The sequence below is a fragment of the Arthrobacter sp. cf158 genome, from assembly GCF_900106835.1.
Classification (GTDB): Bacteria; Actinomycetota; Actinomycetes; order Actinomycetales; family Micrococcaceae; genus Arthrobacter.
Map to the genome: position 1 here is coordinate 38,572 of NZ_FNNR01000013.1, position 16,102 is coordinate 54,673.

Below are 16,102 nucleotides of genomic sequence, written 5' to 3' on the forward strand. Positions count from 1 at the left end.
CCTTTGCTTCAGACCGTGAGTGCTTCAGTGCGCTGCCGGACGGTGCGCTGTTCAATGTCCTTGACCCGGGCGGTCGCCTGCACCAGCCGCTGCACGTACACGCCCGGGGTGACGATGTGGTTGGGGTCCAGCTCGCCCGGCTGCACAATGACCTCGGCCTCGGCGATGGTCACTGCGCCTGCAGTAGCCACCACGGGGTTGAAGTTCCGTGCGGTGTAGCGGTAGATCAGGTTGCCGTCGGTATCGGCGGTGTGGGCATGGACCAGGGCGACGTCGGCGGTGATGGCGCGCTCGCGGACGTACGTCACGCCGTCGAACTCTTCCAGCGGCTTGCCTTCGGCAACCAAAGTGCCCACACCCGTCCGCGTGTAGAAGGCAGGGATGCCGGCGCCGCCTGCGCGGAGGCGTTCGGCCAGCGTGCCCTGCGGAGTGAACTCCACCTCCAGCAGACCGGCCAGGTACTGCTCGGCGAAGAGCTTGTTCTCGCCAACGTAGGACGCGATGACCTTCCGGACCTGGCCTGCCTCGATCAGCACGCCCAGGCCCTTGCCGTCCACGCCCATGTTGTTCGAGACGATGGTGAGGTCCTTGGCGCCCGAATCCCGGACTGCGTCGATCAGATCTGCGGGGATGCCGCTGAGGCCAAAGCCCCCGACGGCGATGGTCAAGCCGTCTGCCATGAGGCCGTGGAGCGCTTGGGTTGCGCTCGCGTGGATGATGGACATTCTGGACTCCTCTTTGAGTTTGCCGTGTATCCACTTTGTGGACTTTTTAACTCTGTGTTGGAGCCTAGGATTCTGGCGGGGAGTGGTCAATGCCCGTACCTCTTGGCGACTCACTGTGTGGACGATAGGCTGAATGCTGTCCATATTGTGGATGAAATTTCCAGGGAGGCATGGTGGCGGTACAGGGAGCCCAGGTGGTGGGCCGTGTTGCCCTGCTGTTGCGGCTGGTGGGTCGGAAGCCCGAAGGGACGTCTCTGGCGGGGTTGGTGCGTGAATCCGGACTGACCAGGCCCACCGTGCACCGACTGCTGACATCGTTGGCTGCTGAAGGACTGCTGGAACATGACTCGGGCTCCGGCAAATGGGTGCTGGGCCCGGAGATTTTCCTGCTGGGATCGGTGGCGGCGGCCCGCTTTCCCATGGAAGACATTGCCCGCCCGTCCCTGCGGCGGCTGGCCGCCGAGACAGGGGAGAGCGCGTTCTTCTCGATCCGGCGGGGAAATGAAACCGTGTGTGTCCTGCGCGAAGAAGGCTCATTCCCGGTGCGGTCCTTCGTGCTGCACGAGGGTGTGCGCTTCCCGCTGGGCGTGGCTTCGGCAGGAACAGCCATCATGGCTTTCCTGCCTCCCGAAGAACAGGAATTCCTGTTGGGGGACTGGCCTGCGCATGCCGGAGAGTTCGCCGTGGGACATCCTGCAGAGGTGGTGCGGGGAAATCTGGAGCAGACCCGGCTCACTGGTTACTCCGTCAATCCCGGGCTGATCCTTGAGGGAAGCTGGGGGATGGGCGCCGCCGTCTTCGACCAGCAGGGACGGCCCGCGTGGGCTCTCTCCCTGACAGGAATTGAACCCAGATTCCGCCCGGACCGTCAGGAATTCCTGGGCAGGCTGTTGCTGGAGGAAGCGCACCGGATGACGGCGAGGCTGCAGGGAGCTAGCTGAGGTCCAGACGCATCAGCACCCTTGGGAAGCCGTTGAGGACGGACGTCGTTTGGGCCACTTTCTTGAAACCGGCCTTCTCAAAGAGCCTTCGCGTCCCGACGTAGGCCATGGTCAGGTCCACTTTGCCGCCCTTGTTGTCCACCGGGTAACCCTCAATGGCCGGTGCTCCATTGCTCTTGGCGAAGTCGATGGCCCCCCGCAGCAGTTCATGGGAAATGCCCTTGCCCCGATGCCCCGGTCGCACCCGAATGCACCACACGGACCAAACATTGACTTCATCCACGTGCGGGATCTTACGATTCTTCGCAAAAGTGGTGTCCGCGCGCGGGTGGACCGCCGCCCAGCCCACCACTTCATCGCCGTCGTAGGCCACAACACCTGGCGGAGGGTCCTCTGCCACCAGCTTCTTCACGAACTTTCCGCGTTCCTGCTTCTGGAGTTCCTGGTTCAACTTGGACGGAATCCGGTAACTCAGGCACCAGCACACATTCGAGTCCGGGTTCTTGGGGCCCACCATGGTTTTCACATCATCGAACACCGTCGCGGGGCGAACCTCGATAGCCATCCGCCCATCCTGCCATCGGCCTCCACCAGTCCGCCAGACCTGCGGACGTGATGACCGGGTCGGGCTTCGGCCCCGCACGGATCGGCTACCCATCCAGATGCAGCATTACGCGTTCCTGGTTGACGAACATCACTTTGACCGCGCCTATGAGCGTCTGGTGAGTGCCGGCGTCGAAGGTTTAAAAAAACTTTTTCAATCCGCACCCATCCACCCCGTCCCATCCTCCGAATAGCTGGTGAGACACAAACCGCTGGTGAAGCAAAAGCCGCACTTGCAGACCGTGTCCCACCACCCAATGGATCCAACGCCCTGGTTCCAAAAACAAGGAGAATGACATGTTGTCCACAAAGCGCCCCGCCCTCGCCTTCGTTGGCCTCACTGCAGCCGCCCTTCTCGGACTCACGGCTTGTGGTGGCTCAAGCACACCCTCATCTTCGTCTGCCGCACCCTCCTCCGCGGCACCGTCGTCTGCGGCACCGTCGCCGTCCTCCTCCGCCATGAGCAGCGCCGCCATGGATCCGGCCGCCAACCTCGTGGGCCCCGGCTGCGCCGGTTACGCCGCACAGGTTCCGGACGGTGCCGGTTCGGTAGCCGGCATGGCCCTGGATCCGGTAGCCGTAGCAGCATCGAACAACCCGCTGCTCAAGACCCTGACCGCCGCTGTTTCGGGAAAGCTCAACCCCAAGGTTGACCTTGTTTCCACCCTGAACGGCAGCGAATTCACGGTGTTCGCACCGGTTGACGATGCCTTCGCCAAGATCGACCCCGCAACAATCGAGACGCTCAAGACGGACGATGCCCTGCTGAGCAAGATTCTCACCTACCACGTAGTCCCCGGCCAGCTGACCCCGGACCAGATCGTCGGCACCCACAAGACTGTTCAGGGTGGCGAAGTGACCGTTGGTGGCACCAAGGATGCCCTCACGGTTGACGGAGCTTCCAACGTGATCTGCGGTGGCGTCAAGACCGCCAACGCCACGGTTTACCTGATCGACTCGGTGCTGATGCCCAAATAGGCCTTAGCCTTCAGCGGTACCAACAACAAAGCAGCAATAACAAAGCAGGCACCGGAATCCGGCGCCTGCTTTGTTGTGTTGTGGGTGCTCCCGTTAGCGGCTGAAGTCGCTGTCGACGTAGGAACCAGTCCGGTGGTCAGAGCCGCAGGGGCAACGGTCCACTTCGATCCGGAGAGTCACGGGCTTGGATGCTTCCAAGGTGAGCGTGGCGTCCTCGGTGGCTTGGGTGGTGACACGGAGCGTGTCCTGGTCAGAGAAGTTGGGCATGGTGAAACTTTCTGTGTGGGGGAATCGGCCGACAGCCGGGTTACTTGTCCCGGGACTCCGGCTGGGGGTTTCCCACCAACGGAATGGTCCCGGTGTGTGTACCGCCAGGACAGTCCGAGTCCTGGCATTTCTCAGCGCAGTCGTGCTTGGTGACCAGATCGAACTGAACGCCGCCGTGTTGCTCGACGCCTGTGCGAATGGCCCGTTCCACCACTGAGGTGGCCAGTCGTTTATGCAATTGCAGGGGATCGCGGCGAAGGTCCTTGACCAAGGCGAAACAGAGCAACAGCATGACGATCACAAAGGGCAGGGCAGCCACGATTGTCACTCGTTGCAGGCCGGACAAGGCTTCCGAAGGTTTATCGCCGCCGGCAAGCAGCATGACAGCTGCTACTGCGCCGGTGAGGCTTCCCCAGAAAATGACCACACCTCGACGCGGGTGCTCGGCACCGTTGGAGCTGAGGGATCCCATCACGATGGAGGCTGCGTCGGCACCGGTGACGAAGAAGATCGCCACCAGGACCATGGCAAGCACAATGACGGCCGCTGTAGCCCAGCCAGGCATGCCCAGGTTCTTGATCAGGTCGAAGAGGGCGCCATCGAAGTTGATGGAGGGTGCACCGTCCACCATGGTCACGAGTCCTGGAGTTCCGGCCTTGTCTGCTTCTTGCTGAACGTGGAAGGCGGCTCCGCCGAAGATGCCGAACCAGATGACACTGACCACGCTGGGCACCAGCAGGACGCCGGTGACGAACTGGCGGATGGTGCGGCCACGGCTGATACGGGCGATGAACATTCCTACGAAGGGCGTCCAGGAGATCCACCAGGCCCAGTAGAAGATGGTCCAGCTGGTCATCCAGCTGCGCAGTGAGTCATCTCCCACGGCTTCGGTCCGTGAGGACATTTCAGCCAAGTCACGGGCGTAGTCACCCACAGCCGAGGGGATCAGATTGAGGATGAACAGGGTGGGCCCGGCTACGAACACAATGAGGGCCAGGACAACGGCCAACACCATGTTGATGTTGGACAGCCACTGGATGCCGCGGCTGATGCCGGAAACAGCTGATGCCACGAAGCAGAAGGTCAGGATCGCTACGATGACCACCAGCACGGGGGTGCCGATCTCACCCAGCCAGCCGTTGGACGTCATGCCGCTGCCGATCTGGAGGGCGCCGAGGCCCAACGAGGCGGCAGTTCCGAAGAGCGTGGCGAAGATGGCCAGGATATTGATGAACTTACCCAGCGGCCCTTCCACCATGCGGATGCCAAAGAGCGAGGTGAAGGCCGCGGAAACCAGCTGCTTGCGGCCCAGGCGGTAGGTGCCATACGCCATGGCAATGCCCACCACTGCGTACATGGCCCAGGGGTGAAGGGTCCAGTGGAAGATGGAGGTGGCCATGGCCGTCTGGATGGCAGCGGGGGTGCGGCCGTCCACCGTGCCCGGGGGAGGCGAGATGTAGTGATACAGCGGTTCGGCGACGCCGTAGAACATGAGCCCGATGCCCATGCCCGCGGCGAACATCATGGCCACCCAGGAGACGGTGCGGAACTCGGGCTTCTCGCCGTCCTTGCCCAGCGGGATGTTGCCGAACTTGCCAAGGGCAAGCCACAGAACAAAGACCACGAACAATGAGGCGAGGACCATGAACAGCCAGCCTGTGTATTCCATGACCCAGTTCAGGGCGCCCTTGGACGTTTCAGAAAGGCTGTCCCTTCCGACGAAGCCCCAGACCACAAAGGCGACGGCGATGGCGCCTGTGATCCCGAAGGTAACTTTGTCCAGGGTAAGTTTGCGGTTCCGGCGGGCCGAAACGGCCTGCTCGGTCTTGGCGTGGCGCAACTCTTCCATGATCTCTGCATATTCTTCAGAATCGGGAAGGGTCTCGGCGCCTCCATCCTCAGCGTTGAGGGCTGCCAGATTGACTTCGTCGGGGGAGACGCTGATGACTTCTTCAGACGTTTCCCTGCGGGCGGGGCTGGCTGCAGCCGGGGAATCTGCCACGTGATCGTTGGCAGGTAACTCCTCAGGTGTCAGCGGTTTTGTTTCACTGTTTATAGCCATGAGCGGGTCCTTTGCTCGGCGTGTCATGAGCCTGCATTTCTACGAGGCTTTGGTGAATGGATTGGGTGGGAAGGTTGGGTCTTCCTCCGATCCGATGGTCATGGCGGGCCGTGGTGCCTCCCCGAGTACGCGGTCACGGAACGGGCAGGCGATAGCGATGATGTACCTCTTCTGGTTCGTTGGACGGGGGCGGTTGGATCGACGGTCCATGCTCTCAAGGCGTGTTCCGCAGGAATCAACAACATCCGCGCTATGCAACAGAGTGCTCTCCGTCACACCCAAAGTCAAGGGATTTGCGCTCTTTAACAGCAGATTGATATATCAATTGGCTGGAAGAGAAATGTTGCGTATCATGGCGTACGTTGCGAATGGCGCATCAATTTGGCTGCCTAGAGGCAGCGAGGTCACACTGGCGAGTGTCGCCCGGCAAGTGATGAGGTATGGCTGACGCGCGGTGACGCTACCGGCGCCTGTAGCCCATCCTCGCACTGATGGTCAGGCCGGCCTCGCGGAGGCCGTCGATGAGTTTTGGCTGGTCCTCGGGCGCAAAGCGGAACGCGGGGCCGGAAATACTCACGGCGGCAATGACGCTTCCCTCGTGGTTGAAGATGGGCACGGCAACGGCGGTGAGCCCGATTTCAAACTCTTCGTGGACTGTGGCGTACCCGTTGCGGGCAACGTCCAACAACTGCTTTTCCAATTCTCCGCGGTTGGTCACGGTCCGTGGCGTTCGCGCGGGCAGGCCCACTGCCTTGAAGACCTGGCTTCTTTCGTCAGCGGTCAGTGCTGCAAGAAGAACCTTGCCGCTGGAGGTTGCATGCAGCGGCGTCAGGCTACCCACCCAGTCGTAAGTGGCCAGTGTTGAAGGTCCCATGGCCTGGTCCACGTTGACTGCATAGTTGGACCGCAGCACGGCAAGGTTCACTGTTTCCTTGTACTCGGCGGCCAGCGCCTCCAGGACTTCCCGTGCCTCATGGACAACGCTCAACCTGCCGGGGATGGATGAGGCCAAGCGGAGGATCCCAAAGCCCAGCTGGTACTTGCCCCGTTCACTGTTCTGCCGGACCAGTTCACGGTTGACCAAGGATCCCACCAACCGGGACACGGTGGATTTGTGGACGCCCATCTCCTCGGCGATGTCGCTCACGCCGGCATCGCCTTCCCGGGCCAGGATTTCCAGGATCTGGAGGGCACGGTCCACTGACTGGACGCCTCCGCCTTGGGCGTCTGCGTCCTTGTCGATGTCGGGGTTGTTGCGTGCGGCCATGGTGCCTCGTGTCCGTTGTCCAGGCAGGCGGCCCCGGGCTGGTAGCCCTGCCCGGCCTGCACCTTCGTCTTTCCACATCCTAGACGGAGTTTTGCACGGACCCTTTCACACCATGGGAAACCACCTGATTCAGGCGCTGATGGCGGCTCCTCCTGCTGTCCACGGCAGCGGCAGCACAGCCACAGACGCGCCGGCTGCTACACCTTCCGGGGGAACAGCCATGTACCCGTCTGCCCCGGCAAGACCCCGCATCATCCCCGGACCCGTGCGGGTGGCAGGGAGGGCCAGGTGGTGGATGACCACGCAGGGCACAAGCCGTGTGCGGCCTGGGTCCGGATCAATGTCCGCCCCGCAGGTCATCATGCCGGCTTTCCGGAGCGGCCGGTTTCCCAATGCCGTCAGCAGTGGTTCGCCCAGGGTCATGAGGGCCATCATGGCGGCCAGTGGATTTCCCGGCAGTCCGATGATGAAGTGTCCGTCCGGGAGTTCGGCCAGGACAGCGGGGTGGCCCGGACGCATGGCGATCCCGTCCACCAGGAGCCGGCCGCCGAGTGCGGCAACGGCGTCGCGGAAGTGGTCGGTCCCGGATTTACCTGTCCCACCAGTGGTGATGGTGACGTCGGGGCGTTGGCCGTGATCGACATGTGTGAGCGCGGACAGCCACTCAGTGTATGAATCGCCAATCCGGAGCTGGCCGGCGGGTTCGCCGCCCAATTGCGAAATGACGGCGTCCAATTGCGGCCCGAACGCGTCGCGGACCTTTCCCGCCGCAGGCTCGCCGGAGGTCACCACTTCCGATCCGGTCAGTACGACGCCGACACGTGGCTTGCGCTGTACCAGCAGGTGGTCGTGCCCCGCCACGGCGGCGAGCGCAATATGGGCAGGATTGAGGACCGTTCCGGCGGGAACCAGCAGTTCGCCGGCGGATGCTTCCTCTCCGGCGGGGCGGATATGCCGGCCAGGGGACAACTCGCCGGGCCTTGAATCGGGCCCAAGCGAAAGATACCCGTCCCCGGAGACGAACCCACTTTCCTTGCGCAGGACTGCCGTGGCGCCACGTGGGACGAGCCCTCCGGTGGCGATCACGCTCGCTTGACCCGCAGCGAGCGGCATGCCGGATGCCGCCAGGATCCAGGGTCCGGTGCTGTTGCCAGTACCGTTAACAGCCCAGCCGTCCATGGCTGAGGATGCGTAATGCGGCAGGTCCTGATGGGCGGTGACCGGGCCGGTCAAGGTGCGCCCGATCGCGTCGCGGAGGCTAACCGACAAGGACGGGAGCGGCGTGGCACAGCGGTAAGCCAATTGCCGCGCATCGGCCCAGGTGAGAGCCTCGGTGCACGTTGCTTGTGCAAGCATTGATGCCCGCTTCCTGAAGTGAGGTGTGATGCAGATACCGGGAACTGCACGGCCTTCCCGTAATTCTTGCCGCGCAGTCCCCGGTATCAGTTATGTGTAATGAACTAGGCCTTCACGTAGCCGTTGGGGTTCAGTACGAACTTTGTTGCGGCGCCGGCGTCGAATTCGGCGTAGCCGCGCGGAGCGTCCTCGAGGGGGATGGCCTTGGCGTTGACGGCCTTGGCGATCTGTACCTTGTCGTGGAGTATGGCCATCATTAGCTGACGGTTGTACTTCATCACAGGGCACTGCCCCGTGGTGAAGGACAGGGACTTGGCCCAACCGGTGCCGAGGGACAGCGAGAGGGAGCCGTGCTTGGCTGCCTCGTCGATTCCACCCGGATCGCCGGTGACGTAGAGACCCGGGATGCCCAGGGACCCGCCGGCGGCAGTGATGTCCATGAGGGAGTTCAGCACGGTGGCAGGTGCTTCGTGGGAGGCATCCTTGCCATGACCGCGGGCTTCGAAGCCAACAGCGTCCACGCCGCAATCCACTTCCGGAACCCCCAGGATCTGTGCGATCTGCTCCTTGGGATCACCGTTGGACACGTTGACGGTTTCGCAGCCGAAGGAACGCGCCTGCGCCAGCCGGTCCTCGTTCATGTCGCCCACAATCACGACGGCGGCGCCAAGCAGCTGTGCGCCCACGGCGGCAGCGAGACCCACGGGCCCGGCACCTGCGACGTAAACCGTGGAGCCCACGCCCACGCCGGCAGTGACGGCGCCGTGGAAACCGGTGGGGAAAATGTCCGAGAGCATGGTCAAGTCCATGATCTTTTCCAGTGCCTGATCGCGGTCCGGGAAGCGCAGCAGGTTCCAGTCGGCATAGGGGACCAGCACGAACTCGGCCTGGCCGCCCACCCAGCCTCCCATGTCAACGTAACCGTAGGCGCTGCCGGGGCGGTCAGGGTTGACGTTGAGGCAAATGCCCGTCTTCTGCTCTTTACAGTTCCGGCAGCGGCCACAGGAGATGTTGAAGGGGACCGAGACAATGTCACCTACCTTGATGAACTCGACGTCGGGTCCCACCTCCACCACTTCGCCAGTGATTTCGTGGCCGAGGACCAGGTCCTTCGGAGCTGTGGTGCGGCCGCGGACCATGTGCTGGTCCGAACCGCAGATGTTGGTGGTCACTGTGCGGAGGATCGCGCCATGCGGCACCTTCCGTCCGACATTGGCAGGGTTGACGCCCGGTCCGTCTTTGAGCTCAAACGTTGGGTAGTCAGTGTCGATGATCTCAACGACACCGGGTTCCTTGTAGGCGACTGCTCTGTTTCCTGACATGGTCACTCCCTATTCTTTGGCTGTTACTGAAAATGCTGCCCAATGATCCGAAAGCGGTGCTTCGATGAGGAAATACCTCCCCAGGTTTCAGGCACCGAAGCACCAATTACGGCCCACTGGACGGGTAAAAAACTGACGGGTAAATAACTGACGGGTGGAAAAACGGGACAAATGGAATTCTGTTGTTTGGCCTAGGCTTTCTCCAGCCGGATGATCACCGACTTCGAGGTAGGCGTTCCACTGGTATCGGCCACGGAGTCCAACGGCACCAGGACGTTGGTTTCCGGGTAGTACGCGGCGGCGCACCCCTTGGGCGTCGAGTACGAGACGATGCGGAAGTCCTCAGCCTTGCGATCAACGCCGTGGAACTCGGAAATCAGGTGGACCATGTCGCCGTCGGAAAATCCCAGCTCGGTGATGTCGTCAGCGTTGATGAGCACCACGCGCCGGCCACCATGGATGCCGCGGTAGCGGTCGTCTTTGCCGTAGATGGTGGTGTTGTACTGGTCATGTGAGCGCAGGGTTTGCAGGACCAAGCGGCCCGGCGGGATCTTGATGAATTCCAGTTCGTTGCCCGTGAAGTGTGCTTTCCCGGAGGCGGTGTGGAACTTCCTGGCGTCGCGCGGCGGGTGGGGCAGCACAAAGCCGCCCGGATGCTGGATGCGTGCTTCAAAGTCCTCAAAACCATCGAAGACGGCCTCAATATGCTTCCGGATCAGGGTGTAGTCGTCCCTCATGGCCAGCCAGGCAGCCTGGGGCGTGTTGGGCAGGCGGCTGTGGCCATCGGTGAACAGGCGGTGTGCAAGGTTGCAGACGATCGCCACTTCGGAGTGGAGGTGTTCGCTTGCGGGTTTGAGGCGTCCCCGTGATGCGTGGACGGCGCTCATGGAGTCTTCCACGGTGACCCGCTGATCGCCTGTGCGCTGGGTGTCCTTCTCGGTGCGTCCGAGGGTGGGCAGGATCAGCGCCCGGCGACCCGTGGACAGGTGAGAGTGGTTCAGTTTGGTGGAGATCTGGACGCTCAACCGGGTGTTGGCCAGGGCCAGTTCGGTCACGTCGGAGTCAGGAGCGGCCCGGACGAAGTTGCCGCCCATGCCCATGAAGAAACGGACTTTCCCGTCCCGCATGGCGCGGATGGCCGCCACGGTGTCAAAGCCGTGCTCACGGGGAGAGCGGAACTCGAATTCCTGGTCCAACCGGTCATGGAACGTCTCCGGCATCTTTTCGAAGATGCCCATGGTGCGGTCGCCCTGGACATTGGAGTGACCGCGCACAGGGCAGACGCCGGCGCCGGGCTTGCCGATGTTGCCTTGTAGCAGCAGAACATTGACCACATCGCGGAGGGTGGGTACGGAATGCTTGTGCTGGGTCAGTCCCATGGCCCAGCACACGATGGTGGCACTGGAGGCGAGCAGACGCTCACCCGTCGAGTGGAGCTGCTCCAGGGTCAGGCCGGTTGCCTCCACGATGTCATCCCACTCCACCTTCTCCAGGTAGCGCAGGTAGTCATCAATACCTACCGTGTGGTTGTTGATGAAGTCATGGTCCAAGACAGTTTTCAGGCCTGGCGTGTTCCGGCCATCAGCTTCGGCCTCAAGAAGGTACTTGCCCAGGCCTTGGAAGAGAGCCTGGTCCCCGCCGGCACGGATCTGCAGGAAGTCGTCCGTCAGTTGGGTCCCCTGGATCATGCCCGCCACATGCTGTGGGTTTTCAAAGTGCAGGAGCCCGGCTTCAGGAAGAGGATTGACGGACACGATGATCGCGCCGTTCTTCTTCGCCTTTTCCAAGGCGCTGAGCATGCGCGGGTGGTTGGTGCCGGGGTTCTGGCCGGCCACGAAAATCAGCGATGCCGTTTCCAGGTCGGTCAGGCTAACGGACCCTTTGCCGATGCCGATGCTTTCCACCAGGGCTGAGCCGGAGGACTCGTGGCACATGTTGGAACAGTCCGGGAGGTTGTTGGTACCCAGGCCGCGAACCAACAGCTGGTAGACGAACGCTGCTTCATTGGAGGTCCGGCCGGAAGTGTAGAAAACTGCTTGATCGGGGTTTTCCAGGCCCCGCAGTTCCTCGGCCATAAGGTCATAGGCCTCGTCCCAGTCAATAGCCCTGTAGTGGGAAGCGCCTTCGTCCAGGAACATCGGGTGGGTGAGCCGGCCTTGCTGGCCGAGCCAGAAGTCATCGCGGGTTTTGAGCTCGTCAATGGAATGCTGGGCGAAGAATTCCGGCGTGACGCGGCGGCGGGTAGCCTCCTCGGCCACTGCCTTGGCGCCGTTCTCGCAGAACTCTGCCGCGTTGCGCTTTTCATGCTCGGGCCAGGCGCATCCCATGCAGTCGAACCCGTCCAGCTGATTCACGGCCAAAAGGGTTTGGACGCTTCGCAGCGGTCCCATCTGTTCCAGCGAAATTTTCAGGGCGTTGGCAACAGCGGGGATGCCTACGGCCTTGGTTTTGGGTTTGGTGACGGTCAGCTTTGACTCGTCAATGTTCTCGCGTGGAGCTTTGGAATGCATGGGAACCCCTTCAGATCCGGGACGTGGAAGCTGTGATCAGCGTGGTTCGGGATTGCTGCCGGGCGGCTTCCACGGTGTGCAGCAGCAGGAGCGCAGTGGTGACTGATCCTACGCCTCCCGGGACAGGACTCAACCCGGCCGCAACGCCCGTGACGCTGGCGTCGTCAACGTCCCCCACCAAGGTGCCGTCGGGCAGCACGTTCGTTCCGACGTCGATCACTACCGCCTCCGGTGAGACGTGGCTGCCTTTCAGCAGCCCGGTCCGCCCGGCTGCGACAACCACGACGTCGGCCGGCCGGGTGTAGCGTTCCAGCCGTCCGGATTTGGAATGGCAGACAGTAACAGTGGCATCCCTCGCGAGGAGCAGCAGGGACAGCGGCTTGCCCACCACAGCGGAACGCCCGACGACGGCCACGTTGCGTCCTGCGACCGGGACCTGGAAGTGGTCCAACAGTTCCACCACAGCCTGCGCAGTGGCGGGGGCGAAGGCGGGCTGCCCCACAGCCAAGCGGCCCAGGCTGAGGGGATTTGCGCCGTCGATGTCCTTTTCCGGAGCGATGAGGCCCACCAACCTGTCAGCGGCAACGGCGGCGGGCAGGGGAGTCTGGAGGATGATGCCGTGGACGGATGGCTCCGCACTGAGGTCTTCCAGGACATTGGCCAGCACTTGTTCGGTGGCGTCGTGGCCAAGATCGATGATCCTGCAGCCGATGCCTGCGCGCCCGGCGGCACGCTCAATGGACCGGACATACCAGTGAGTGGATTCATCGTCCGTTGCCACAACAACAGCCAGGACCGGCCGGACGCCCTCATCATCCAAGAGAGCCGTTTCCTCGTGGGCGCGCTGCTGGATGATGGCAGCGAGCGGCTTGCCGGAAAGGACTTCGGTGTTCACGCGCACTGCAGCGGTCATGCGAGGATCCTTTCGCGGACGAGTTTCACCAGGGAATCAGCCGCCAGGACCACCTTGTGCTCAAGGCCGTCCGTCTGTTCCGCCAGACGGGTACGGGCTTCGCCGTGTTTAATGGCGACCACGTTGATGTCGATGTTGACCCGCGCCGTGGTTGCTGCTGCCCGCGCGGCGTCGGCGGCAGCTGCGACGTCGCTGATGACGTTGGGGTTGGCCACATCAAAAAGTTCGGTGGCAAGGTCCACCACCTCACCGGCAACCTTGATCAGCTGCGCTGGAGTATGGGCCGCCTGGACCAGGGCTTCCTGGATGGCTGCTGTTTTTGCGGCTTTGAGTTCGTCGGTTTCCGAGGGGAGCTTGTAGGAATCGATGACGGACTGGAAGGCGTGTTCGTCGGCATCCGCGAGACGCAGTGCCTCGACGATCAAGTGGTCGGCGGCGCTGGTGATCCGGGTGACCAGGGCGGCGTGCTCCTCGTATTTTGCGCCGGTGGTGTACCTGGCCACCATGCCGACCAAGGCAGCACCTTGGGCGGCATGCAGTGCCGCTGCCGCGCCACCGCCGGGGGTGGGCTGACGTGAAGCAAGCCTGGAGAGGTAATCACTGATGGTTTCTGAACTGATCATGGGTTAGCCCCGGAGTCGGCTCATGGTGGGGTCGTACAGCGGATCTTCGGTGACGGTCGCCTGGATGCGGCGTCCGAAGTACTCGATTTCCACGGAGTCGCCCAGTGATACTGCGGAGGGCAGGTAAGCGTAGGCGATCGGTTTGCGGACCGAGTAGCCGTAGGCGGCGCTGGTGACATAACCAACCGCCTGGTCCTTGTAGAACACCGGTTCCTTGCCCAGCACGAGGCTCCTGCCGTCGTCCACCGTCAAGCAGCGCAGGCGACGCGCGGAGCCTTCTTCGGTGCGGCCTTCCAAAGCGGCCTTACCGACGAAGTTCTCCTTGGTCATCTTCACGGCAAACCCGACGCCGGCTTCGTACGGATCGTGCTCGGTGGTCATGTCCGTGCCCCAGGAACGGTAGCCCTTCTCCAGACGCAGCGAGCTGAACGCAGCGCGGCCTGCGGCGATGACGCCGAACGGCTGGCCGGCCTTCCACAGGGCGTCCCAGAGTCGCTGCCCGTTGTCAGCGCTGGTGTAGAGCTCCCAGCCGAGTTCGCCCACGTAGGACAGGCGCATGGCCGTGACGGTAACGCCGCCGATGGTGACCTTCTTGGAACGGAAGTACTTCAGGCCGTCATTGCTGAAGTCATCGCTGCTGACCGTGCTGATGAGGTCGCGGGCCAGGGGACCCCACAAACCGATGCAGCAGGTGCCGCCGGTGGTGTCACGGACCTGCACCCAGTCGCCGGCGTCGCCATTGGCGGTTTGCTGCCGGGCGGCACGTTCAAAGTAGGCAGTATCAATGTTGCCGTTGGCTCCGAGCTGGAAGGTGTCTTCGCTGAGGCGGGCCACGGTGATGTCGCTTCGGATGCCACCGGCCTCGTCCAGGAGGAGCGTGTAGGTCACAGCGCCGGGCTTCTTGGACATATCACCGGTGGTCAGTTCCTGCAGCAACTTCAGTGCCCCCGGGCCGGAAACCTCCAGGCGCTTCAGCGGAGTCATGTCGTACATCGCAACAGCTGTGCGGGTCTTCCACGCCTCGGCTGCCGCGATGGGGGAGCTGAACATTCCGGACCAGGCATCACGGGCCGGCGGCTGCCAGTCGTCCGGCATTTCCTTGAGGAGTTCAGCGTTGGCTTCAAACCAGTACGGGCGTTCCCAGCCGGCGCCTTCCAGAAAGTAGCCGCCCAACTGCTTGTGACGTGCGTGGAAGGGGCTGACGCGGAGGTTGCGGGGAGAGAGCTTGGGCTGGAGCGGGTGCATCACATCGTAGATTTCCACGAAGTTCTGCTGGGAGGTTTCGCTGACATATTCGGGGGTCAGCTGGACCTCTTCGAAGCGGTGGATGTCGCAGTCGCCAAGATCGATCTGTGACTTGCCGGTGGTCAGCAGCTCGGCAACGGCGCGGGCAATGCCGGCGGAGTGGGTGACCCACACGGCCTCGGCCACGAAGAAGCCGTCCACTTCCTTGGATTCGCCCACCAGCGAGCCGCCGTCCGGGGTGAAGGAGAAGATGCCGTTGAAGCCATCCTCGATTTCGCTTTCGCGGAGTGCCGGCAGGATCTGCTTGGTCGCTTCCCATGCGGGAAGGAAATCTTCCAACGTGAAGTCCAGGCGCGAGGGCATATTGTGTTCGGTGATGCTGCTGGGCTCGTAGCTCCCCAGCTCATCAAGGTCCACGGGCATGGGGCGGTGCGCGTAGGAACCAATGCCGTAGCGCTCGCCATGTTCGCGGTAGTAGAGGTCCTGGTCCTGGTGGCGCAGGATGGGCAGCTGGGCGCCGTTGGGAAGCTCGTTCTTGCCTTTCTGTGCCGGCACGGGAGTGGTCTTGACGTACTGGTGGGCCAGCGGGAGCAGCGGAACGGACATTCCGATCAACTCGCCTACCTTTGCACCCCAGAATCCGGCGCAGGAAACCACGATGTCCGCGGGGATCACGCCGTCGGCGGTTTCGACGCCGGTCACGCGGCGGTTTGACTGCTCAATTCCGGTCACTTCGGTGTTGCCGATGTACTTCACTCCGGCGGCTTCGGTCCGCTTGATCAACAGCTGGACGGCACGGGCTGCAAGCGCCAGGCCATCGGTGGGGACGTGCAGGCCACCCAGGATGTCTTCCTCATTGATCAGGGGGTAGAGCTCCTTGCATTCCTCGCGGGAGAGGATCTTGCCGTCGATGCCCCAGGCCTGCGCGTAGCCGAGCTTGCGCTTCAAGTCAGCCAGTCGGGTTTCCGTGGTGGCAACTTCCAGTCCGCCCACCTGGTTGAAGCAGCTCTGGCCGTCCTCTGTCAGGGACAGCAGCTTTTCCACGGTGTACTTGGCGAAGAGCGCCATGGACTTGGAAGGGTTGGTTTGGAAAACCAGGCCCGGCGCGTGGGACGTTGAGCCACCGGGCATGTTCAGGGGTCCTTGGTCCAGGACGGTGATGTTGTTCCAACCGCGGGTGACCAGTTCGTCGGCGAGGTTAGTGCCAACAATCCCAGCTCCGATGATGACAATGCGAGGCGTGGATGCCATGGGGAATTCTCCTGCTGAAGTTAGGGGGTGAGTCTGCTG

Annotated in this window: 13 protein-coding genes; 2 read left to right on the forward strand and 11 right to left on the reverse strand. The window is 62.7% G+C overall.

Going from position 1 to position 16,102, the window contains the following annotated elements:
- Window positions 1-8 precede the first annotated feature (8 nt).
- Complete coding sequence (locus tag BLW08_RS21200; protein WP_091327895.1) at window positions 9-725, reverse strand: CoA transferase subunit A; 717 nt, start codon at window positions 723-725, stop codon at window positions 9-11.
- A gap of 170 nt (window positions 726-895) precedes the next feature.
- On the opposite strand from BLW08_RS21200, the gene BLW08_RS21205 reads away from it, so the two are divergent.
- Window positions 896-1,666: an IclR family transcriptional regulator gene (locus BLW08_RS21205; protein WP_090823549.1), complete on the forward strand. Its 771-nt coding sequence runs from the start codon at window positions 896-898 to the stop codon at window positions 1,664-1,666.
- Here the strand turns inward: BLW08_RS21205 and BLW08_RS21210 are convergent.
- Window positions 1,659-2,231 carry a GNAT family N-acetyltransferase gene (locus BLW08_RS21210; protein ID WP_091327898.1) on the reverse strand — a complete coding sequence of 191 codons (573 nt, stop codon included), beginning with the start codon at window positions 2,229-2,231 and terminating at the stop codon, window positions 1,659-1,661. The two genes, BLW08_RS21205 and BLW08_RS21210, sit on opposite strands and share 8 nt — an antisense overlap.
- A 335-nt stretch (window positions 2,232-2,566) precedes the next feature.
- Here BLW08_RS21210 and BLW08_RS21220 point away from each other — a divergent pair, with 335 nt between their 5' ends.
- On the forward strand, window positions 2,567-3,247 hold the full coding sequence (locus tag BLW08_RS21220; protein ID WP_090823545.1) for a fasciclin domain-containing protein: 681 nt from the start codon (window positions 2,567-2,569) through the stop codon (window positions 3,245-3,247).
- A gap of 93 nt (window positions 3,248-3,340) precedes the next feature.
- On the opposite strand, the gene BLW08_RS23985 is transcribed toward BLW08_RS21220, so the two are convergent.
- The 9 genes from BLW08_RS23985 to BLW08_RS21265 all read right to left on the reverse strand — a co-directional run bounded on the left by BLW08_RS23985 (window position 3,341) and on the right by BLW08_RS21265 (window position 16,063).
- Window positions 3,341-3,514 carry a hypothetical protein gene (locus BLW08_RS23985; protein WP_175538792.1) on the reverse strand — a complete coding sequence of 58 codons (174 nt, stop codon included), beginning with the start codon at window positions 3,512-3,514 and terminating at the stop codon, window positions 3,341-3,343.
- A 40-nt stretch (window positions 3,515-3,554) separates the two neighbouring features.
- Window positions 3,555-5,576: a BCCT family transporter gene (locus BLW08_RS21225; RefSeq protein WP_254780003.1), complete on the reverse strand. Its 2,022-nt coding sequence runs from the start codon at window positions 5,574-5,576 to the stop codon at window positions 3,555-3,557.
- 460 nt (window positions 5,577-6,036) lie between these two features.
- Complete coding sequence (locus tag BLW08_RS21235; protein WP_091327902.1) at window positions 6,037-6,843, reverse strand: IclR family transcriptional regulator; 807 nt, start codon at window positions 6,841-6,843, stop codon at window positions 6,037-6,039.
- 129 nt (window positions 6,844-6,972) lie between these two features.
- A complete protein-coding gene (locus tag BLW08_RS21240; RefSeq protein WP_091327905.1) occupies window positions 6,973-8,199 on the reverse strand; it encodes a molybdopterin molybdotransferase MoeA in 1,227 nt (408 codons plus the stop codon).
- A 104-nt stretch (window positions 8,200-8,303) separates the two neighbouring features.
- Window positions 8,304-9,521 carry a formaldehyde dehydrogenase, glutathione-independent gene (gene fdhA, locus BLW08_RS21245; RefSeq protein ID WP_090824051.1) on the reverse strand — a complete coding sequence of 406 codons (1,218 nt, stop codon included), beginning with the start codon at window positions 9,519-9,521 and terminating at the stop codon, window positions 8,304-8,306.
- Between the two features lie 191 nt (window positions 9,522-9,712).
- Window positions 9,713-12,031: an FdhF/YdeP family oxidoreductase gene (locus tag BLW08_RS21250; RefSeq protein WP_091327906.1), complete on the reverse strand. Its 2,319-nt coding sequence runs from the start codon at window positions 12,029-12,031 to the stop codon at window positions 9,713-9,715.
- Window positions 12,032-12,041: 10 nt separating this feature from the next.
- Entirely contained in the window at window positions 12,042-12,926 is an 885-nt protein-coding gene (locus BLW08_RS21255; protein WP_091328030.1) for a bifunctional 5,10-methylenetetrahydrofolate dehydrogenase/5,10-methenyltetrahydrofolate cyclohydrolase, read from the reverse strand.
- A gap of 14 nt (window positions 12,927-12,940) precedes the next feature.
- Window positions 12,941-13,567 carry a cyclodeaminase/cyclohydrolase family protein gene (locus tag BLW08_RS21260; protein WP_091327909.1) on the reverse strand — a complete coding sequence of 209 codons (627 nt, stop codon included), beginning with the start codon at window positions 13,565-13,567 and terminating at the stop codon, window positions 12,941-12,943.
- Between the two features lie 3 nt (window positions 13,568-13,570).
- A complete protein-coding gene (locus BLW08_RS21265) occupies window positions 13,571-16,063 on the reverse strand; it encodes a GcvT family protein (RefSeq protein ID WP_090823530.1) in 2,493 nt (830 codons plus the stop codon).
- Between the last annotated feature and the right edge of the window lie 39 nt (window positions 16,064-16,102).